Raw genomic sequence first — 20,649 nt, forward strand, 5'->3', positions numbered from 1 at the left:
TGCCATGGTCTAGCTATTCCGCTCTTCGTCGTCGCCAGCGCGCTCCGCGCTCGCGTCACGCGTAGTTGCGCCCGCAACCGCACCCGCACCTTCGCCCGCACCCGCAACCGCACCCGCACCCGCACCCGCACCCGCACCCGCACCCGCAAGAGTCACGCCAGCACCAGCACCAGCACCAGCACCAGCACCAGCACCAGCACCAGCGCCAGCCCGCGCGGCACGCCGCCCGCTGCGGCGCTCGCGCGACTCCTCGCGCTTGCGCTCGACGAGGTAGTACAGCGTCGGCAGCACCACGAGGGTGAGCACGGTCGAAGACAGCAGCCCGCCGATCACCACGACGGCGAGCGGCTGCGAGATGAAGCCGCCCTTGCCGGTGATGCCGAGGGCCATCGGGGTGAGCGCGAGGATCGTCGCGAGTGCGGTCATAACGATCGGCCTGAGGCGCTGCAGCGACCCGTGCAGCACGGCATCGCGCAGCCCATCGCCGCGCTCGCGGTACTGGTTCACGAGGTCGATGAGCACGATCGCGTTCGTCACCACGATGCCGACGAGCATGAGCACGCCGATGAGCGAGGCGACGCCGAGCGGGATGCCGGTCGCGATCAGCAGCAGCATCGCACCGGTCGCGGCGAACGGCACCGAGACGAGCAAGAGCAGCGGCTGCAGCAGGCTGCGGAAGGTCGCGACCATCACCACGTACACGATGAGGATAGCCGCGAGCAGCGCGATGCCGAGCTGCTCAAACGCTTCCTCCTGCTGGCTCATCACGCCGCCGATGCTCGCGGATGCACCGACTGGCAGCTCGACCGATTCGAGCGCGGCGTTCACCTGCACGCCGGCCGCCCCGAGGTCGTCGCCCTTGGGTAGCGCCGAAACCGTGACCATGCGCACGTTGTTCTCGGTGCGAACGGTCACAGGTCCGTCGGCAACCTCGACGGTCGCGAGCTCGTCGAGCCGCTTCTCGCCGACACCGGTCTGCAGCGTGAGCGCCTTCACACCCTCGATGTCTGCTGGCGCGGTGCCGAGATCGAGGTAGACGTTCACCGTCGAGTCGTCGATCGTGATGCGACCGACCTGGCTCGGCTGCATGCTCTTCGCCGTCATGCCGCCGACGGCCGCCTCACTGAGGCCTGCCTCGGCTGCCTTCTGGCGATCCACCGTGACGCGCACGTACGGCCGCGACATCGCGAGGTCGCTCTCGATCTGCTCGAGACCCGACTGCTCCTTCAGCGCGGCGACGATCTTGTCGCTCGCGCCCGCAAGGGTCTCCTGGTCTGGCGCGGTCACGTTCACCTGGATCGCGCTCGACATCGACATGCCGCCGCCGGCTTGCCCGATCGCGAACTCGCCGGCGTCGTCGATCTTCGCGACCGCAGCCCGAATATCGTCTTTCGCTTTGGCCTGGTCGGCGTCGGGGTCGAGCGTGAGCGAGTAGTTGATCGCGCCATCGCCGCCACCGCCGAACATCGCCATCATGCCGTCGGCTGAGCCGATCGTTACCTGCACCGTCTCGACCTGGGCAACGTCAGCGAGCACGCCCTCGACGCGCTCAGCCTGCGCGAGCTGCTCGTCGAGGCTCACGCCGGGCGCGAGGGTCTGCGTGAGGCCCACCGAGTTCTGCTCGTCTTCGCTCATGAACGTGGTCTTCATGAGCGGCGAGGCCGCGACGGTGCCGCCGAGCACGAGCACCGACAGCAGCAGGGTGAGGCCGGGCTTGCCGAGCGTCCACTCGATGATCGGGCGGTAGCCGCGGGCGAGCCAGTTGCCGCGATGCTCGGCGTCGGCTGCGGAGCCAGCGCTGGCTGTGACGGCGCTCGCGCGATCCGCTTCCGCGCCACCGGCGTGCGCCGCGGCGCCGCCACCAGCGCCCACCGCAGCGCCCTCCACCACACCCGCAGCGACCCGCGGCGCCGGCTTCAAGAACCAGTACGCGAGCACCGGCACGATCGTGAGCGACACGAGCAGCGATGCGGCGAGCGCAATCGTCACCGTGAACGCGAACGGCCTGAACAGCTCGCCGACCATGCCAGAGACGAACGCCATCGGCAGGAACACGGCGACAGTCGTGATCGTCGCGGCCGTAATCGCCCCGGCGACCTCGCGAACGGCGCGAAGGATCGCGGTACCCCGATCCTCCCCCTCAACGAGATGCCGCTTGATGTTCTCGATGACCACGATCGAGTCGTCGACGACGCGGCCGATCGAGATCGTAAGCGCACCGAGCGTGAGCATGTTCAGCGTGTAGTCGGCGAAGTTCAGGCCGACGAACGCGAGGAGCACCGATGTCGGAATAGAGATCGCGGTCACGAGCGTCGCCCGCACCGACATCAAGAACACGAGAATCACGAGCACCGCGAACAGCAGCCCGAGCAGGCCCTCGGTGGTGAGCGACTCGATCGACTGCTCGACGTATGGTGCCTGGTCGAAGATCACCGTGAGTTTCACGCCGCCGAGCTGGTCGGAGAGCTCGTCGAGCTTCTCTTGCACGACGTGCGACACCTCGACGGTGTTTGCCTGCGACATCTTTGTCACGGCGATGGTGAGTGCCGGCTCGCCGTTAATACGCGAGATGCTCGTGACCGGGTTCGCTTCGAGCGAGACGTCGGCGAGGTCGCCGATTGCGACGACCCCCGGCAGCGTCGGGGCCTCGGGCTGGGCGGGCTGCTCGCCTGGCTGCGTCGGCAAGGTCTGCGGCAGCTGGCCTTGCTGCCCCTGCTGCGCGCCGGCCTGGCCGCCCGGCTGTTGCCCCTGCTGCGCCTGCGCCGCCTGCTGCTGCGCCATCGCGGCCTGCTGGTACGCCATGAAGTCGTCGGCGCTCAGCGGCACCGGGATCGCCGCGATGTCTTCCGCCGAGTTCAGCTCCGAGCCGAGCTGCACCGCGAGCGTGTTCGTGTCGTCGTCGACGGTACCGCCGGCGATGAGCACGCCGCTCTGCTGCAGCGCGTCGGTGATGCGCTGCTGGCTGATGCCCGTCTCCGCGAGCTTGTCGGCGTTCGGCACGATTGTGACGCGGTCGCCGCGAGCGCCCGAGAGCTGTGCCTCGCGCACGCCGTCGAGGTCGCCGATTTCGGGCACGACGACGCGCTCGATGAGCTTCGCCGTCTCTTCAGGGTCTTCGCCGCTCGGCGGGGTGACGGCGATCTGAATCACGGGGAGGTCGTCGACGCTGCCGGCGACGACCTGCGAGTCGACTGTCTCGGGCAGCATCTGCGAGATGCGGCTGACCGCCCGCTCGACCTTCTGCTCGGTCGCTGCGATATCGACGCCGTAGGTGAACTGCGCGAGCACGACCGACATGCCGGTGCTCGATGTCGCAGTGGTGCTCTCGAGCTTCGGCACACCGCGCAGCGCCGTCTCGATCGGGCCAGAGACGTCGTTGTTCACCACATCGGGCGATGCCCCAGGGTATGTCGTGATGACGGCGATCGCCGGGAACTCCACGGAGGGCATGAGCTCTTGCTTGAGCGAGGACATTCCGATGAGGCCGAAGACGGCCGCGACGACGGTCACGAGCGCAATGAGTGCCCGGTTTTTCAGACTGAGCACTGTAAGAAATTGCATGTGATGAATTATCCCATGGCTGACTGATAGCGTCGCGGAATGCGCAAGGTCGCATAATGGAAGGGTGCCACTGATTCGCCGACGTACGCTCGGAGCCGTCACCCCCGCCGACTTCGACAGATTGCACGCGCTCAGACGCATGCAGGGCATCGCCGTCGGCCTGCTCATCTTCATGGCCGTCGTCTTCGTCATCGCCTTCGTGCTGCAAGATCGCGTGCCGTGGCTCGGCTATGTGCGCGCGGCTAGCGAGGGCGGCATGGTCGGCGCGCTCGCAGACTGGTTCGCCGTCACCGCGCTGTTCAGACACCCGCTCGGCGTTCCCATTCCCCACACGAACCTCATCGCGAATAAGAAGGATGAGATCGGTGAGGGCCTCGGATCCTTCATCGAAGAGAACTTCCTCGCCGACGACGTCGTACACGACAAGCTCTCCCAGATCAGCGGGGCCCGCATGGCCGGCGCCTGGCTGCGGCAGCCAGGCCACGCCGAGCGCGTCAGCGACATGGCCGCCGGCATCGGGCTCGGTGCCCTCACCGTGCTCGACGACCGCGACGTGCAAGACCTCATCGAGTCGCTCGTGCGCCGCCACGTCGTCGACCCCGAGTGGGGGCCGCTGCTCGGGCGCGCGACCGAGTCGTTCATCTCGGGCGGTCACCACGAGTCGCTTGTCGATCTCGCGGCAAACCGGCTCGAGCTCTGGCTCGTGCAGCACCCGCAGGCCTTCGACAGGGTGATTTCGTCACGCCTGCCGCAGTGGATGCCGAGCATCGTCGAGAAGTTTGTCGATCAGCGGCTGCACGCCGAGGCCGTGAAGTTTCTGCAGAACGTCTCCGCCGACGGCGACCACCCGGCACGCCACGCCATCACAAAGTTTCTGAACGATCTCGCGCGCGACCTGCAGGAGCAGGAGGCGCTGCAGGCCCAGCTCGAATCGTTCAAACGCGAGGTGTTCGACAGCCCGCGGATCCGCACCCTCGCCGCGAGCACCTGGCAGACCGCCCGCGCCGCGATCGTCGAGATGCTCGAAGACCCGCAGAGCGAACTGCGCGGGCGCATCACCGCCGCCGTCGCCGACTTTGGCCGAAAACTCGAGGGCGACGCGACGCTGCAGTACAAGATCGACGTGTGGGTGATGAAGGTCGTCGAGTACCTCGTGCGCACCTACCGACACGACCTCGCGCAGGTCGTCTCAGACACGGTGCAGCGCTGGGACGCGAAGGAGGCCGCGGAAAAGATCGAGCTGCAGGTCGGCAAGGATCTGCAGTTCATTCGCATCAACGGCACCGTCATCGGCTCGCTCGCTGGGCTCACGATCTTCACGATCGCTGAGCTCGTGATCGCGCCGCTCGCGGGCCGCTAGGCGGGCCACCGGCCCACGCGGTGCGGGGCGCGCCCTGTGCGGGGCGCGCCCGGTGCGGCAACTTTCTGCGGGAAAGGCGCAAATAGCGGCGCGCTAAATACCTGTTTCGTGCAGAAAGTTCAGTGGGCGGGGGTGGATCGGCGAGGCGCGGGGCGGATCAGCGGGCCCGGATGCCGGAGATGAAGGTTCTCTCATCTGAGCCTCATCTGCGCTTCACAATGATCGGGCACGATTATTCCATGACCTTCGCACGCCGCTTCTTGCTCCCCGGGGCCCTCATCGCGGTTCCCGCCGCGATCGCGCTCGGAAGCCTCGCAGTGATTCAGGCCCCCGGCGCCCCCGAGCTGCCAGCCGGCCCCATCGTTGCCCCCGCGCCCCCGCCCGAGCAGCCCAAGCCCAAGCCCGAGGCACCGGCACCGCCCCCCGCACCGGCACCAGCACCGGCACCTGCGCCTGCGCCTGCGCCTGCTCCCGCGCCCGCACCTGCGCCGACCGGCGACGACTGGGACGACGACGCAGACGACTGGGGCGACGATGACTAACACGCCAACCGAGCTGCTCCCGACGACGGTGCTCGAGCCGATCCCTGAGAACAGTGCGGCTGCCGCGCCGGCGGCATCCGGGGCAGTACCGGCAGCACCGACACCCGGGTCAGCGCCGGAGCCCGCGCCCGAGGGGCCGCACGCCCCGTCGCGGCTGCGCACTATGCGCACCCGCACGCTTCCGGCGAGGTGGCGCATCACCGTGTGGATCGTGCTGAGCACGCTGTTTACCCTCTGCGCGATCGCCCTCATCGGCCGCAGCCTGTCGCTCGCGACCGTCGAGGTTGAGGCCAACGCGCAGATCACGCAGGAGGCGGAGGAGTTCACCAGGTTCGTCACCGAGGGCGTCGACCCCGAGACGACGAAGCCGTTCGCGACGCCCCAGCGGCTGCTCGAGGTCTATCTTTCGCGCCAGTCGGTGAGCGACGGCGAGCTCATCGTCGGGCTCGTCGAGGGCGCTCCCGTCGGAACGCTGTCGGGCGTGCCGGGGCGAGGCACCGGGTCGACCGGCACCACCGGCACCGGCGCAACCGGCACCGGGTCAACTGGCAGCGGCAGCGGCACCGGCACCGGCACCGGCGACGCAGGCACGACGCCCGCACCCACACCAAGCCCCACCCCCGGAGCCGACGCCGCGATGCTCAAGACCATGACCGACCCGGAGCGGCGCTCCGGCACAGGAGAGCTCAGCGACGGCGAGCCGGTGCGCTGGGGCCGAGTCGACTTCCTCGTCGGCGAGCACGAGGGCGCGCTGCTCATCGCCCACTTCACCGCTGCCGACCGGCAGGCGGTCGACCGCGCAGTGGGCACCCTCGCCTGGGTCGCGGCGGCCGGGCTGCTGCTCTGCTCGGGCGTCGCCTGGCTCGTCGCCGGGCAGATCCTCGCCCCGGTGCGCGAGGTCTACCGGGTGGCCCGCGATATCACGGAGCACGATCTCACCGCCCGCGTGCCCGTCGAGGGCAGCGACGACATCGCGCAGGTCGCGGCGACGTTCAACGAGATGCTCGACCGGCTCGAGGAGGCGCACCGCACTCAGCAGCGCTTCGTCGACGACGCGGGCCACGAGCTGCGCACTCCGATCACTATCGTGCGCGGCCACCTCGAGCTGTTGAGCGAAGACCCCGAGGAGCGCCGCGCGACGCTGCGGCTGGTGAGCGACGAGCTCGCCAGAATGAGCCGCATCGTCTCAGACCTGCTCGTGCTCGCCCGCGCCCAGCAGCACGACTTCGTGCGCCTCGCCGCCCACGACATCGCGGCGTTGACGCTCGATATCGAGGCGAAGGCGCAGGCCCTCGGCGATCGCCGGTGGCAGCTGATGGAGGTCGCCGAAGGCGAGGCCGAGGTCGACGCGCAGCGCGTGACGCAGGCCGTACTGCAGCTGGCGGCGAACGCGGTGCAGGTGACCGACGCTGGCGACCGCATTCGCATTGGGTCGCGCTTCGACGGGCACGGAGCCGAGCGCCGCCTCAACGTCTGGGTCGCCGACGAGGGGCCCGGCGTCTCCGAGCAGGCAGCAACGCGCATCTTCGAGCGGTTCGTGCACGGCGGCCACGTCAGCCACGGCGGCCATGTCGTTGCCAGCGCCGCACCCGGGGCCACCAGCGACTCCGCCCGCAGCGACACCGCCCGCAGCGACACCGCAGGCTCCTCCCCGCGGCACGGCTCGGGGCTCGGCCTCGCGATCGTGCGGGCCATCACCGACGGCCACGGCGGTTCGGCCTGGGTGGAGAGCACCCTCGGCGAGGGCGCGACGTTTGGAATGGACCTGCCAGCACCCGAGCTCGCCAGCGCAGCCGAAACGCAGCGGGCCGCCGCCGATCCGTCACCGACTTCGCGGCAGGCCCCCGCACCACCAGCCCCCTCACACCAGGAGTCGTAACATGCGCCACATTCTCATCGCGGAAGACGACCCGCACATCACCTCGTTCGTGGCGCGCGGGCTGCGCACCGCCGGCTACGACACCACCGCCGCGGCCGACGGCGAGACGGCCCTGATACTCGCCCGCTCAGGCTCCTTCGACCTCGTGCTGCTCGACATCGGCCTGCCCGGCATTGACGGGTTCACGGTGCTCAGCCAGCTGCGAGGCGAGGGCGTCACGGTGCCGGTGATCGTGCTCACGGCGCGCGATTCGGTGATCGACACGGTGCGCGGCCTCGAGGGCGGCGCGAACGACTACGTCACGAAACCCTTCCAGTTCGCGGAGCTGCTCGCGCGGGTGCGGATCCGCATCGGCGACGGCGACCAGCGCCAGGCCGGCCCCGTGCTCAGTCACGGCGACCTTACGCTCGACGTGCGCGCCCGCAGGGTGACCGTCGGGGAGGAGGCGGCCGACCTCACCGCGCGCGAGTTTGACCTGCTCGAGGTGCTGCTGCAGCACGCGGGGCAGGTGCTCTCGCGCGACCAGCTCATCGGGCACGTCTGGGGCATGGATTTTGACCCGGCGTCGAACGTCGTCGACGTGTACGTGCGGGCGCTGCGCGCGAAGATCGGCCCGGAGCGCATCGAGACGGTGCGCGGGGCGGGGTACCGGCTGCGATGAGTGCGACAGAAACCTCAGCAGGGCTGCCGGCCACGGCGGCCGAGCGGCAGGCCACGGCGGCCGAGCCGGGCACCGTGCGCTACGCGACCGTGCCGCCGCGGGTCGCGCCCCGGGCCAGTGCCGGTGCCGTCGCCCGCGCCCGTGCCGGTGCCGTTCGAAGCGACAAGCGCCTGGCGGCGCCGCAGGCGAGCCCAGCTACTCTGCGACGGTGGGGCGCGGCGGCGCTCGTCGTGGTGTTCGCTGCCTGGCTGATCGCGCCGGCAGCCCTGCGCGACTCTGCCGCAGGCGCTGCGACGGGGGCTGGGCCCGACCCCGGCACGGGCCTCGCAGCTGCGGGTACTGCGGTGAGCGCTACTACCGGCGCGCTCGCGCTCCCAGCCGCGGCCACGATCGCCGTGTTTCTCGCTGCCGTTTGGGCGTGGGTGTTCACCCCGCTCGACGACACCCTGGTCGCCTTCCTCGCGGCCGTCGCGCTGATTCTCGTCGGGGCGCTCCCGGCCGAAACCTTCTTCGCGAGCCTCGGAGATGAGACGATCTGGCTGCTCATCTGCGCGTGCATTCTTGCCGCGGGCGTCGCGGCCTCTGGCCTCGCGCTGCGCGGGGCGGCGCAGCTCGTCACCCGTGCGCGCACCCCGCGAGCGCTCGCCCACGCGAGCACGGCCGCGCTCATCGTCTCGGCGTTCGCTATCCCCGCGACGAGCGGCCGCGCGGCGCTCTCGCTGCCCGTGTATGCCGCGCTCGCCTCGGCGCTGCCCGGGCGGCAGAGGCTGCTGCGCGCGCTCGCGCTCATCTTCCCGACCGTGATTCTGCTGTCGGCCGTTGGGTCACTGCTCGGGGCCGGGGCGCACCTCATCACGAGCCAGCTGCTCGCCCAGGCGACGGGCGAGGGCATCGGCTTTCTGCGCTGGCTCGTGCTCGGGCTGCCGCTCGCCGTGGTGTCGTCGCACCTCGCGTGCGAGCTCGTGCTGCTGCGGTTCACAGACCGGGCGGAGCGCCGCACGCCCGTGCGCGTCACGCTCGCAGATCTCGCGCGCGACGCCGAGACTCCCGTGCAGGGACCCCTCACCGGGGTCGAGCGCCGCGCGCTCACGCTGCTCGCCGTGGTCGTCGCGCTGTGGTGCTCCGAGCCGCTGCACGGCCTCTCGCCCGCGCTCGTCGCGCTGCTCGGGGCGATCGCCGCGACCACACCGCGGCTCGGCTGCATCGCGCTCGGTACCGCGGTGAAGCGGGTGCCGTGGCAGCTCATGCTGTTTCTCGCGGCGACGCTCGCGCTCGGCACCGCGCTCACGCAAACGGGCGCGGCAACCTGGCTCGGTGAGACGCTGCTCGGCCCGGTGCGCGGCCTCGGCGAGGGCTCGGGGCTCGTGTTCCTCGTGCTAGTGGTTGCGCTGTCGCTCGCGGCGCACCTCGTCATCCAGTCGCGCTCGGCGCGGTCGGCCGCGCTGATCCCTGTGATCATCGCGCTCGCGCCTGGGCTCGGCGTCGACCCGGCTGCCGCCGCCTTCGCGTCGACCGCGGCCGCCGGCTTCTGTCACACCCTGCCGAGCTCGGCGAAACCTGTGGCGATGTTCAGCAGCGCCGAGGCCGGTGCCGGCATCGACCCCGCAGATCTACTCAGCCTGTCGCGGTGGCTCGCCCCGCTCATGTTCGCCCTCATCATGGCGTTCTCGCTGTGGGTGTGGCCGCTTCTCGGCTTGCCCGCGTTCACCTAACCGCGTCGGCCGGGCACTCCCCTGGCCGCCCAGCTCTCACTACCCACCACACGCAGCTCCCGGGGCCACCCCGGTGCTTCGTCGACCCCTCACGGAGGCCCACCATGTCCATGCATATTCCCCAGCGCATTCTCGTCGCCCCCAGCGGATTCAAGGAGAGCCTCGGCGCCGACGCCGTCGCCTCAGCGATCGCGGCCGGCATTCGCCGCGTCATACCCGGGGTGCAGGTCGACGAGTACCCGGTGCCAGACGGCGGCGAGGGCACCGCCGAGCTGCTCGCCAGCACCACGGGCGGCGAGCTCGTGCCGCTGCGCGTGACGGGGCCGGTCGGCGAGCCGGTACTCGCCCACTGGGCCAGGCTCGGCGGGCGGGCGAGCGGCACGGCGGTCGTTGAGATGGCCGCGGCGGCCGGGCTCAGGCTCGTGCCGCGCGATCGCCGCGACCCGGGCGCGACGTCGACGCGCGGGGTAGGCGAGCTCATCGCGGCTGCGCTCGACGACGGCGCGACGCGCATCATCGTGGGGTGCGGTGATTCGGGCACGAGCGACGGGGGCGCGGGGGCGCTCGCTGCGCTCGGGGTGCGGATCCTCGACGAACACGGCGCCGAGCTCCCCGACGGGGGCCGGCACCTCGCGAGGGCCGCGCGCCTCGACCTCGCTGGCCTGCACCCGCGAGCTCGGGAGGTCGAGATCGTGCTCGCCTGCAACGTGCACAACGTGCTCTGCGGGCCCCGCGGCGTCGCCCGGGTCTTCGGGCCGCAGAAGGGTGCGACCCCGGAGCAGGTCGAGGAGCTCGCCTCGGGGCTCGAGCACTGGGCCGCGCTGCTCGGGCGGGTGTCGCCGGGTGCCGCCGAGCTCGATCTGCGTACTGGCCCGGGCACCGGCGCCTCCGGTGGGCTCGGGGCCGGGCTTGCCGCGGTGCTCGGGGCGCGGCTTGCGCCTCGGTTCAAGGTGCTGCTCGACCCGAGTATGGCCCCCGCCTGCCTCGACACCCTCATTGCGCAGGCCGATCTCGTGATCACCGCAGAGGGTGCGATCGATTTTCAGACCCCGCGCGGCAAGGTTCCGGCAGAGGTCGCCCTGCGCTCGCGCCAGGCCGGCGTGCCCGTGCTCGGTATCGCAGGCTCGCTCGGGTCGGGCGCGCCCGACGTGCACGACATTGGCATCGACGCGATCGCGTCGATTCTCACCGTGCCGATGGAGCTCGAGCAGGCCGTGGAGCAGGGCGAGCGGCTGCTGCGCGACGCGGCCGAGCGCTGCATTCGGATGATCTTGCTCGGTTCGGCGCTGTCGGCCCGCGCCCCCCTCTCGCTCGCGGCATAGGCCCCGGGCCCTGGGCCCTAGGCTCTAGGCCCACAACTTTCTGCACGAAACACGCGCTAACCCACCCAACAAACACCTGTTACGTGCAGAAAGATGGTGGGGTCGGGGCGGGCAGGGCCGGGCCGGGCCGGGCGGGGCGCTACTTTTGGTAGGCGAAGGGGAGCAGCATGTCTTGCACGCGGTCTTTCATCGCCGTGTGGTCTGACCTCGTCGCAATCGCGCACTTCGAGACCGTGCAGTCGAGCCCCTCGACCGTGGCTTCTGGCACGGTCAGGGTGACCTCGAAACTCCCGAGCTTCGCGTCGTCGTAGGTTTGCGTGGCGAACGCCTTCCATGCCCAGTCGTCGGTGATCCAGGCGCTTGCGAGGGCCTCCTGCGCTGCTGCCTCGCCCTGTTCTGCACCCTCGGGGATGCCCCCGAGACAGGGCCCCGGCTTCACGTCGGCCGAGGGCGGAATCGCGCAGAAACCGACGTATATGCCGAGACCGGCATCGAAGCCAGAGCCGCGCACGACGACCTCATCACCTGGCACGAGAGCATCGAGCTTCGCCGGTGTGCCGTCGGGGTTTTCGACCGCGAGCGTGCGGGTGTTGCCGTCTGCGCCGGTTGCGGTTGACTCCGCGACAAAGCCCGTTGGCACGCGCTGACCGGAGCTGCCGCTGTTGGCGTGCGTCAGGATAGGGACAACAATCGCTGCAACCACGCCAAGAATGACGAGCGAAAGCACGAGCACACCAATGAGAACAATGCGCTTTACCGAGCGGCGCGGTGCTTGCGAGGTCATGACCTTATGTTAGCGCCGCAAACCCTGGTTCCCAACGTGCTAAGATCATGCCCATACGTCCATGTTGATTGAGTACTGCCTCGTGGGAGAACATCCTACGGGGCCCGAAATGTGTAAGGGGGTCACGCATGGGGCGCGGCCGTCAGAAGGCAAAACACACTAAAGTCGCTCGGGAGCTGAAATATTTCAGCCCGGCCACCAACTACTCGGAGCTTGAGCGCGAGCTCGCTTCGGGTCATAGCTCTGACGAAGAGCGTTGGGCGGATCTTGCCGACAAGTACAACGTCGATGACGAGGACACGGAGGAAGACGACAGGTAGGTCGTCTCCGACACTCGCATCAGAGAGTTCTGGCCGTCTCAGTAGGTACCGAGACGGCCAGAATTTTTCGCTTGTACGCTACTTGCCCTGAGCGGCGACCGCTGCGGCGCCAGCCGCTGCCGCCTCGGGGTCGAGGTAGCGACCCGGCCCGGTCGGGGTGCCGTCTTCGTTGATCTCGTAAACGAGGGGCATGCCGGTGGGAATGTTCAGCGCCGCGATGTCGGCGTCCGAGATGCCCTCGAGGTGCTTCACGAGCGCCCGGAGCGAGTTGCCGTGCGCTGTCACGAGCACGGTCTTGCCCGAGTTCAGCTCTGGCAAGATGCTGCCCTCCCAGTAGGGCACGAGGCGCTCAACAACGTCGCGCAAGCACTCGGTGCGCGGCGCGTCGCCGTCGATGCTTGCGTAGCGAGGGTCGTTCGCCTGCGAGAACTCGCTCGAATCGTCGAGTGCGGGCGGCGGGGTGTCGTACGAGCGCCGCCACTCCATGAACTGCTCCTCGCCGTACTGCTGCAGCGTCTCGGCCTTGTCGAGGCCCTGCAGCGCACCGTAGTGGCGCTCGTTCAGGCGCCACGAGCGCTCGACGGGAATCCACATGCGATCGGCGCTTTCGAGCGCGAGGTTTGAGGTCTGAATCGCGCGGCTCAGAAGCGACGTGAACAGCACATCGGGGAGCAGCCCCGACTCGGCGAGCAGCGCGCCCGCGGCAGCCGCTTCGCCCCGCCCGCGCTCAGTGAGTCGAACATCGACCCATCCGGTGAACAGGTTCTTTTCGTTCCATTCGCTCTGGCCGTGACGGAGCAGGATCAACGTGTTGGTCATGCTTCCAGCTTAGCGAGGTTCGCCAGGCGCGCGTTGAAAACTACAGCCGCTTGAGCTTCGGAATGGTGCGCGTCGCCCCGGCATCGGTCGGCACGATCATTTCCTGCGCCGCCGCGATAACGCCCTCGACGGGGGCGGCCGGGTCGCCTGCCTCGGCGCCCGCGCGCACGGCAAGTGTGAGATCGCCGGGCACCGAGCGCTTGAGCAGCGCGAGCGCGATCGCGCCCCACTCGTGGTGCAGCGCTGCGCGGGTGATGCGCCCGACTGGGCGCGCTTCGGGGTCAGCGCCCTCCCCCTCCTTGAACACGAGCGCGCCGGCAACTGGCAGCTCGCCCTCTGAGCCGTCGAGGTGCAGCAGCACGAGCCGCCGCGGCGGGTGCCCGAGGTTGTGCACCTTTGCGATCGTCTCTTGCCCGCGGTAGCAGCCCTTCGTGAGGTGCACCGCGCTGCGGAGCCAGTCGAACTCGTGCGGAATGGCGCGCTCATCGACGTCGCCGACCCGCGACGGCCGCCAGGCGCGAATCTCGAGCGCATCGAGTGCCATGAGCCCCGCGGCCGGGGCCGCAAGCGACACCTCGGCAAGGCCGGCACGCGCGAACACGAACTGCACCGCACTCCAGCCCGCCCCGGCGTGCTCGCCGTTGGCATACTGGGTGCCGCCGCGGGTAACCTCGGCCCAGGGGTCGGCCCACTCGATAGCGGGAGAGAGGGCGCGGAGTGCGGCAGCCGCCGATCCGCCCTCGAATGCAAGCACGGCCGCGTAGTCTGCCGACACGTCGGTAACCTCGACCCGCAGCGCGAAGCGCATCCGCAGTAAGAACGCGGCGAGGGGCTCAGCCGACCCCTCGTCAACGAGCAGCCAGGTGGTCTCGCCGTCGTCGACGACGCGGATCGCGTGCTCGATGCGCCCGTTCGGGTCGAGCAGCAGCGTCTCGGTCGCGACACCCGGCGCAAGTCCGAGCAGCTGCTGACTCGTCATCGAGTTCAGCCAGCTCAGCCGGTCTGCTCCCGCGACCGTGATGATGCCGCGGTGCGACAGATCGACGATCGCGTTGCCCGCGTCGAGCGCGCGCTGCTCAATCACGGGCGAGCCGTAATGGAGCGCAACAGGCTCACCGACCGCCCCAGGAAGAGAGAGGAACGGGCTCGTCATGGGAGTGAGCGCCTAGCGCTGACCCTTGAAGAGGTTGTAAATAACCGTGCCAGAGACCCAAGCGATCGCGACACCCGCGAGGCCGAGCAGGCCGAGGAAGAAGAGTTCAAGCGCCATAAGCATGAGCCCAGTCTAGCAAGACTGCGGGCCCGCTAGTTGATGAGCGTGCCAACCACGTCGATGAAGGCGATAATCACGACCGAACCCGAGATGCTGAACGCGAGCCTGCTGATGAAGCCCTCGCGCTGCGCGGTGCCGAGCTGCAGCGCGAACGTCACGAGCGTGGACACCCCGACGGCGAGCGCGAGCCACTGAAACCGCGACTCGTGTACGAACAGCGTCACGAGGGTGCCGAACACCGCCGCGACCGCCCACGCGATGATGAGACGCGGCAGATGCCACGAAACCTTCGCGGCCTCGGTCGTTTCGCTTGCACTCATTCCCACATCTTCCCACACTGCCGACGCGCGCGGCCGAGTAGGATGATTCCCTACGGGAAATCTGGGAGGTCAGTCATGGAACTGCTCCTGCTCACCGCGGTCGAAACCGCGCCGCAGACGCCGGCGCACAACGCGCGGCATACTCCGGTGCACACCCCGACGCACTCCGAGGCTCGCGCGGGGTCCGATCGCGGCGGCCCGCTCCCCTCGCTCGAGATTCTGCCGCACACCGTTGCCGTCGCGAACCTCGCAACCCCGCTGCAGGCCGCGCTCGCGTACGAGCGAACCCCGCACCGCGTCGCCGCGATCCTGCTCGACGGCACCGCCGATCCGCGCGCGGCACGCCAGGCTGCCATCGCGCTCGCCGGGCGAACGCGGCTGCCCCGCATCGCCCTGCTGCACGACGCCGCCCTCGCGGCGCTCACCCACGACTGGGGCGTCGCAGACTTTCTCACCCCCGACGCGAGCCCAGCTGAGATCGAGGCCCGGCTGCGACTGCTCCCAGCTTCAGGCGACGACGCCGCAGACGAAACTGCCCAGACAACCGCCATTGAAACCGCGGGCGTCGAGATCGACGAGTCAAACTTCGTCGCGACCGTGCACGGGCGCACGCTCGACCTCACCTACAAGGAGTTCGAGCTGCTGCATTTTCTCGCCCTGCACCCGGCCCGGGTATTCACCCGTGACCAACTGCTCAGCGAGGTGTGGGGCATGGACTATTTCGGCGGCGCGCGCACGGTCGACGTGCACGTGCGGCGGTTGCGCGCGAAGCTGGGAGAACACGAGTGGCTCATCAGCACGGTGCGCGGGGTCGGGTACGGCTTCGCGCGCGGCCGGCCGGAGCAGCGCGGCCAGCAGGGCTACGAGGCGTAGCTGGCACCGCGGGTGGGGGCGTGCCGCACGCGGGCGACGCGGGCACAGCCGCACGGGCAACGCGGGCACAGCCGCACGGGCGAACAGGGCAGACAAGGCGAACGAAGGAGCGCGACATGGCGAAGAACTGGGTGACGGTGGCTGGGTCGGCGGAGCTCGCGCGGCCACTCATCGAACGGGCGGAGCGCGCCGACGGGTCGTCGCCGGTGTCGGATCAGGCGCTGCTCGCAGTCGCCCAGGGCCAGCGCGAGCTCTTGCTGTTCGCGAGCGACGAGGCCGCAGGCGAACAGGCGGGGGTCGTCGCGGTCGGCATTCTCGGGCAGGGCGAGCTCGATCTCGTCGTTGATCCGCCCGCCCGCGGCCGCGGCATCGGCACCCGGGCGCTGCGCGAGCTCCTGGCGCGGCCCGGCGCCGCACCCGGTGGCGCAGGCGAGCCGGCGGGCGACCAGGCCGCGAGCCAGACAAGCACGCCGGCAACTGGGCTGCTCGCCTGGGCGCACGGCGAGAACCCCGCGGCGAGCGCGCTGTTGCGCGGCGCGGGCTTCGTTCCCGTGCGGTCGCTGTATCGCATGGCGCTCGACCCGGCGCTGCTCCCCGGCGGCGGGGTGGATCCGCTCGCTGTCGCTCTCCCAGCGGGCTTCGCGCTGCGCACGTTCGGGGCGGATCGCGTGGACGGCCCTGGCGGCCGAGCTGGCGGCGAGGGTCATCGCCCCGCCGATCCGCACCCCGCCGACGCGCACCCCACCGATTCTGACCCCGCCGACGCGCGCGCCTGGGTGGCCGCGAACGCCGCGGCCTTCGCCTCGCACCCCGAACAGGGGAAAGTGACGCTCGAAGACTTCGCGCTCATGCGCGCGGAGCCGTGGTTTAACCCGGCTGACCTGTTTCTGCTCGCCGCGCCGGCCCCCGCCGCCCTCGCGGGCTTCACCTGGGTGAAAACGGTGCGCGAGGGTGAACATGTCGAAACGGAGCTCTACGCCATCGGCATCGTGCCAGGGTTCGCGGGCCAGGGCCTCGGCAGGGCCCTGCTCGACGTGACGCTCGCCCGCATGGCGCAGCACCACCCGAGCCGTGTCACGCTGTATGTTGACGGCGAGAACGAGCGCGCCGTGCGCATGTACGAGGCTGCCGGGTTCACCATTGATTCACGAAGCACGCAGTGGCGCGGCCCACAGGTGTCAGAATAGAGCCATGAGCGAAGAGACCCGCGAGATTCCACTCATCGATGACGGGGTGCTGCCCGCCGATCGCTACATTGACCGCGAGCTCAGCTGGCTCGCGTTCAACCAGCGCGTGCTCGAGCTCGCGGAAGACGAGACCGTGCCGCTGCTCGAGCGCGCGAACTTTCTCGCGATCTTCGCGACGAACCTCGACGAGTTCTTCATGGTGCGCGTCGCGGGGCTCAAGCGCCGCATTCTCACCGGACTCGCCGTGCCGACGAACGTTGGCACCGCGCCCACCGACGTGCTCGCTGAGATCAACCGGATTGCCTCCGAGCTGCAGCTGCGCCACGCGCGCTGCTTCGCCGAGCAGGTGAAGCCGCAGCTCGCAGACGCGGGCGTGCACATCGTCGAGTGGGAGGCGCTCGACGACGCCGACCGCGAGATTCTCACCGACTACTACGAGCAGCGCATCTACCCGGTGCTCATGCCGCTCGCCGTCGACCCTGCCCACCCGTTCCCGTACATCTCGGGCCGCGCGCTGAACCTGTCGATCAGGGTGCACAACCCGAACACCGACAAGGTCGAGTTCGCGCGGTTGAAGGTGCCGCAGATGATTCCGCGCTACGTGCGGGTGGATCGGCGTGAGAGCGACGACAACGTGCGCTTCATCGCGCTCGAGGAGCTCATAGCCAACCAGCTCGACGGCCTCTTCCCCGGCATGCAGGTGATCGACGATCACGTCTTCCGCGTCACGCGCAACGAAGATGTCGAGATCGAGGAAGACGAGACTGAGAACCTCATTCAGGCGCTCGAGAAGGAGCTGCTGCGGCGGCGCTTCGGCCCGCCGATTCGCCTCGAGATTTCTGATGATCTCGACGAGGCGACGCTTGAGCTGCTCGTGCGCGAGTTCGACATCGATGAGGAGCAGGTCTACACGCTGCCGGCCCCGCTCGATCTTTCCGGGCTGTTCGCGCTCTCGGGCCTGCGCCGGCCAGACCTAAAGTTTCAGCCCCATATTCCGGTCACGCACCCCGCGTTCCGCACGAGCTCGCCGAGCGACAAACCAGACATGTTTGCCGCGATCGCGCGCCGCGAGGTGCTCGTGCACCACCCGTACGAGTCGTTCGCGACGAGCGTGCAGGCGTTCATCGAGCAGGCCGCGACCGACCCCGACGTGCTCGCGATCAAGCAGACGCTGTATCGCACCTCGGGTGACAGCCCCATCGTCGCGGCCCTCATCAAGGCTGCCGAGGCCGGCAAGCAGGTGCTCGCGCTCGTCGAGGTGAAGGCCCGGTTCGACGAAGAGGCGAACATCACGTGGGCGCGTAAGCTCGAGCAGGCCGGCGTGCACGTCGTCTACGGCATCGTGGGGCTGAAGACCCACTGCAAGCTCGTGCAGGTGATTCGCGAAGAGGGCGGCAGGCTCAGGCACTACTGCCACATTGGCACCGGCAACTACAACCCGAAGACGAGCCGCATCTACGAAGACTTCGGGCTGTTCACGACCTCGCCAGACATCGGCCGCGATGCGACGAAGCTGTTTAACGTGCTGTCGGGCTACGCGATCGAGACCGACTACGACAGGCTGCTCGTTGCTCCCCTGCAGCTGCGCTCCGGCCTGCTCGAGCGCATCGAGCGCGAGGCCGAGAACGCGCGCGCAGGGCTGCCGAGCGGCATCAGGTTGAAGGCGAACTCGATGGTCGACGAGGCCATCATCGACGCCCTCTACCGCGCGAGCCAGGCCGGCGTGCCGGTTGACGTGTGGGTGCGCGGCATCTGCTCGATTCGCGCGGGCGTGCCCGGGCTCTCCGAGAACATTCGTGTGCGCTCGGTGCTCGGGCGCTACCTCGAGCACTCGCGCATCTACTGGTTCGAAAACGGCGGCGAGCGCGACGTCTTCATCGGCAGCGCCGACCTCATGCACCGAAACCTCGACCGCCGCATCGAGGTGCTCGTGAGCATCGTCGAGCGCGACCACCTCGCGCGCATCGACAGGTTCTTCGGCTTCGCGTTCAGCGACGAGGTGTCGTCGTGGCGCATGCTTGCCGACGGCACCTGGCAGCGCCGTGTCGTCAGCGAGGAGGGCGAGCCGCTCCCCGATCTGCAGGATCTGGTGATGATCGACCGCACCCAGGCGAGGCGAGCCAGGTAGCGGCTGTGGCGAAGCAGGTCTTTGCCGCGGGCACGATCCCGTGGCGGCGCGTGCGCACCCCGTCGGGCGACGAGGAGCTCATGGTGCTGCTCATTCACCGCCGCAAGCAGCGCGACGTGTCGTTTCCGAAGGGCAAGCTCGACCCGGGCGAGAGCATGCCTCAGGCCGCCGTGCGCGAGACGCGCGAGGAGACGGGGCTCAGGCTGACGCTTGGCGCGACGCTCGGCACGATCCACTACGAGATGCCGGGCGGCAACGCGAAGATCGTGCAGTACTGGGCGGCCGAGGTGACCCCGAAGGCGGCGCTCGCGTCGACGTTCAAGCCGAACTCCGAGGTGCAGGCGCTCGAGTGGGTGCCTGCCGCCGCCGCGCGCGATCTGCTGAGTTACGAGGCGGATCGCGAGCTCTTCGACGTCTTCATGCGGCTCGCTGGCCCCGGCCTGCTCGATACGTTTTCGGTCACGCTGCTCAGGCACGCGAAGGCCGCGCCGCGCGACGAGGCGCAGCCGGTCGACCACCTGCGCCCGCTCACCGAGACCGGCGAGCGGCAGGCGGCGACGCTCGTGCCGATTCTGCGCAGCTTCGCGCCGCGCCGCATCTACTCGTCGACCGCGACGCGCTGTCTGCAGACCGTCGCGCCGCTCGCCGAGCGCACGAAGCGCGAGGTGCGCGAGCACGAGTGCCTGAGCCAGGATTTCTGGGAGGAGGGCGATCTCACGCTGACCCGCAGGCTCGTCGGCAAGATCGTGACGCGCGGGCGATCGGCGGTGGTCTGCAGCCACCTCCCCGTGCTCGGCGACCTCGCGCGCGAGCTCATGCTCGCGAGCGGGAGCCTGCCGGGCGAGTACATCGCCGACGCGGCGGCGCTGCCACCAGCCGGGTTCTCGGTCTTCCACTTTTCGCGTTCCCGGCCCGGCGCCGGTATTCTCGGCGTTGAGTCGTATCCGCTCAAACACTAGTGCGGGCTCGTCAGTCAAGGGGTGCCAATGCGCGATGATGCGCCATACGGTGTGGTCGTGAACCCGAGCTCGGCGCTCGGCCGCGGGGCACGGGTCGCCCGCGTGGTGCTCGCTTCGTTTCAGGCGGCGGGCGTCGACGCGGTCGAGATCACCGGGGTCGATGCGGCCGACTGCCAGGCACGGGTGCGCGCGGCGTGCAAGCGCGGCCTGCGCGGGATCGTGCTCGTCGGCGGCGACGGGTTGATCGGGCTCGTGCTGCAGGTCGCCGAGGCGCGGGCGCTACCGATCGGCGTGGTGCCGGCCGGCAGCGGCAACGATTTCGCCCGTCAGTTTGGTCTGCCGCGTTCCCCCGCGGCCGCGGTCGCCAGGCTGCTCGGCTCCGAGGGGGCACCGCTGTCGGTCGATCTCGGGGTCGTCGAGCGCCCGGGCCACGACCCGCACTGGTTTGCCGGCGGCCTCTCGATCGGGCTCGACGCGGCGATCAACCGGCGCGCGAACGCGATCAGGCTGCCGCTTGGCCCGCTGCGCTACCACCTCGCGCTGCTCGCCGAGCTCGCGGTGCTGAAGTCGCGGCGCTTCGTCGTGCAGATCGGGGCACGCGAGCACTCGTTCATGGGCATCCTCGCAACCGTGATGAACACGCGCGCGATCGGCGGCGGCATTCCGCTCGCCCCCTCGGCCTCGGTGCACGACGGCATGCTCGACCTCGTCGAGGTGTCGCACGGGTCGAAGCTGCGCGTGCTCAGCGTGCTCGGGCTGCTTGCCAGGGCGAAGCACGAGCACCTGCCAGAGGTAACCATCACCCGGGTCCCTGCCGTGAAGATCGAGGCTGGCGACGAGCTCGCCTTCTCAGACGGCGAGCTCGTCGGCAGCGGGCCGTTTGAGGTGCGGGTCGCGCCCGGCGCGCTCACGCTACTGGCGTAGCGCCGGCGGGCGCAGCTGGTGAGCG

At 69.6% G+C, this 20,649-nt stretch carries 17 protein-coding genes; 12 read left to right on the plus strand and 5 right to left on the minus strand.

Features of this window, described 5'->3' with window-relative positions; translation table 11 throughout:
• Positions 1-9 precede the first annotated feature (9 nt).
• A complete protein-coding gene (locus ABD115_RS03195) occupies positions 10-3,561 on the minus strand; it encodes an efflux RND transporter permease subunit (RefSeq protein WP_343958132.1) in 3,552 nt (1,183 codons plus the stop codon).
• Between the two features lie 139 nt (positions 3,562-3,700).
• Here ABD115_RS03195 and ABD115_RS03200 point away from each other — a divergent pair, with 139 nt between their 5' ends.
• The 6 genes from ABD115_RS03200 (at position 3,701) to ABD115_RS03225 (ending at position 11,037) form a co-directional block, all read left to right on the plus strand.
• Positions 3,701-4,921 (plus strand): DUF445 domain-containing protein, encoded by a 1,221-nt coding sequence (locus ABD115_RS03200; protein WP_382389372.1) that lies wholly within the window; start codon positions 3,701-3,703, stop codon positions 4,919-4,921.
• A 239-nt stretch (positions 4,922-5,160) separates the two neighbouring features.
• Positions 5,161-5,463, plus strand: a complete 303-nt coding sequence (locus ABD115_RS03205; protein ID WP_343958137.1) for a hypothetical protein — start codon at positions 5,161-5,163, stop codon at positions 5,461-5,463.
• Positions 5,456-7,342 carry a sensor histidine kinase gene (locus tag ABD115_RS03210; RefSeq protein ID WP_343958139.1) on the plus strand — a complete coding sequence of 629 codons (1,887 nt, stop codon included), beginning with the start codon at positions 5,456-5,458 and terminating at the stop codon, positions 7,340-7,342. Before ABD115_RS03205 ends, ABD115_RS03210 begins: the two co-directional genes overlap by 8 nt.
• A 1-nt stretch (position 7,343) precedes the next feature.
• A complete protein-coding gene (locus ABD115_RS03215; RefSeq protein WP_343958141.1) occupies positions 7,344-8,003 on the plus strand; it encodes a response regulator transcription factor in 660 nt (219 codons plus the stop codon).
• Complete coding sequence (locus tag ABD115_RS03220) at positions 8,000-9,715, plus strand: SLC13 family permease (RefSeq protein ID WP_343958143.1); 1,716 nt, start codon at positions 8,000-8,002, stop codon at positions 9,713-9,715. Before ABD115_RS03215 ends, ABD115_RS03220 begins: the two co-directional genes overlap by 4 nt.
• A gap of 104 nt (positions 9,716-9,819) precedes the next feature.
• Positions 9,820-11,037, plus strand: a complete 1,218-nt coding sequence (locus tag ABD115_RS03225; RefSeq protein ID WP_343958145.1) for a glycerate kinase family protein — start codon at positions 9,820-9,822, stop codon at positions 11,035-11,037.
• Between the two features lie 139 nt (positions 11,038-11,176).
• Here the strand turns inward: ABD115_RS03225 and ABD115_RS03230 are convergent, their stop codons facing one another.
• Positions 11,177-11,821 carry a hypothetical protein gene (locus ABD115_RS03230; RefSeq protein WP_343958147.1) on the minus strand — a complete coding sequence of 215 codons (645 nt, stop codon included), beginning with the start codon at positions 11,819-11,821 and terminating at the stop codon, positions 11,177-11,179.
• Positions 11,822-11,949: 128 nt separating this feature from the next.
• Here ABD115_RS03230 and ABD115_RS03235 point away from each other — a divergent pair, with 128 nt between their 5' ends.
• Positions 11,950-12,141 carry a DUF3073 domain-containing protein gene (locus tag ABD115_RS03235; protein ID WP_343958149.1) on the plus strand — a complete coding sequence of 64 codons (192 nt, stop codon included), beginning with the start codon at positions 11,950-11,952 and terminating at the stop codon, positions 12,139-12,141.
• Positions 12,142-12,219: 78 nt separating this feature from the next.
• On the opposite strand, the gene ABD115_RS03240 is transcribed toward ABD115_RS03235, so the two are convergent.
• From ABD115_RS03240 to ABD115_RS03250, 3 genes are all read right to left on the minus strand, one after another.
• On the minus strand, positions 12,220-12,960 hold the full coding sequence (locus ABD115_RS03240; RefSeq protein ID WP_343958151.1) for a phosphoglyceromutase: 741 nt from the start codon (positions 12,958-12,960) through the stop codon (positions 12,220-12,222).
• Between the two features lie 40 nt (positions 12,961-13,000).
• Positions 13,001-14,113 carry a CAF17-like 4Fe-4S cluster assembly/insertion protein YgfZ gene (ygfZ, locus tag ABD115_RS03245; RefSeq protein ID WP_343958153.1) on the minus strand — a complete coding sequence of 371 codons (1,113 nt, stop codon included), beginning with the start codon at positions 14,111-14,113 and terminating at the stop codon, positions 13,001-13,003.
• A gap of 152 nt (positions 14,114-14,265) precedes the next feature.
• Complete coding sequence (locus ABD115_RS03250; protein WP_343958155.1) at positions 14,266-14,553, minus strand: hypothetical protein; 288 nt, start codon at positions 14,551-14,553, stop codon at positions 14,266-14,268.
• A 75-nt stretch (positions 14,554-14,628) separates the two neighbouring features.
• Here ABD115_RS03250 and ABD115_RS03255 point away from each other — a divergent pair, with 75 nt between their 5' ends.
• From ABD115_RS03255 to ABD115_RS03275, 5 genes are all read left to right on the plus strand, one after another.
• Entirely contained in the window at positions 14,629-15,426 is a 798-nt protein-coding gene (locus tag ABD115_RS03255) for a winged helix-turn-helix domain-containing protein (protein ID WP_343958157.1), read from the plus strand.
• Positions 15,427-15,542: 116 nt separating this feature from the next.
• Entirely contained in the window at positions 15,543-16,613 is a 1,071-nt protein-coding gene (gene mshD, locus ABD115_RS03260) for a mycothiol synthase (protein WP_343958159.1), read from the plus strand.
• A 4-nt stretch (positions 16,614-16,617) separates the two neighbouring features.
• Positions 16,618-18,741: an RNA degradosome polyphosphate kinase gene (locus ABD115_RS03265; RefSeq protein ID WP_343958161.1), complete on the plus strand. Its 2,124-nt coding sequence runs from the start codon at positions 16,618-16,620 to the stop codon at positions 18,739-18,741.
• 5 nt (positions 18,742-18,746) lie between these two features.
• Positions 18,747-19,700: an NUDIX hydrolase gene (locus tag ABD115_RS03270; protein ID WP_343958163.1), complete on the plus strand. Its 954-nt coding sequence runs from the start codon at positions 18,747-18,749 to the stop codon at positions 19,698-19,700.
• 27 nt (positions 19,701-19,727) lie between these two features.
• Positions 19,728-20,624 (plus strand): diacylglycerol/lipid kinase family protein, encoded by an 897-nt coding sequence (locus ABD115_RS03275; protein ID WP_343958165.1) that lies wholly within the window; start codon positions 19,728-19,730, stop codon positions 20,622-20,624.
• Positions 20,625-20,649 lie beyond the last annotated feature (25 nt).

It is taken from the genome of Leucobacter albus (assembly GCF_039528015.1).
Classification (GTDB): Bacteria; Actinomycetota; Actinomycetes; order Actinomycetales; family Microbacteriaceae; genus Leucobacter; species Leucobacter albus.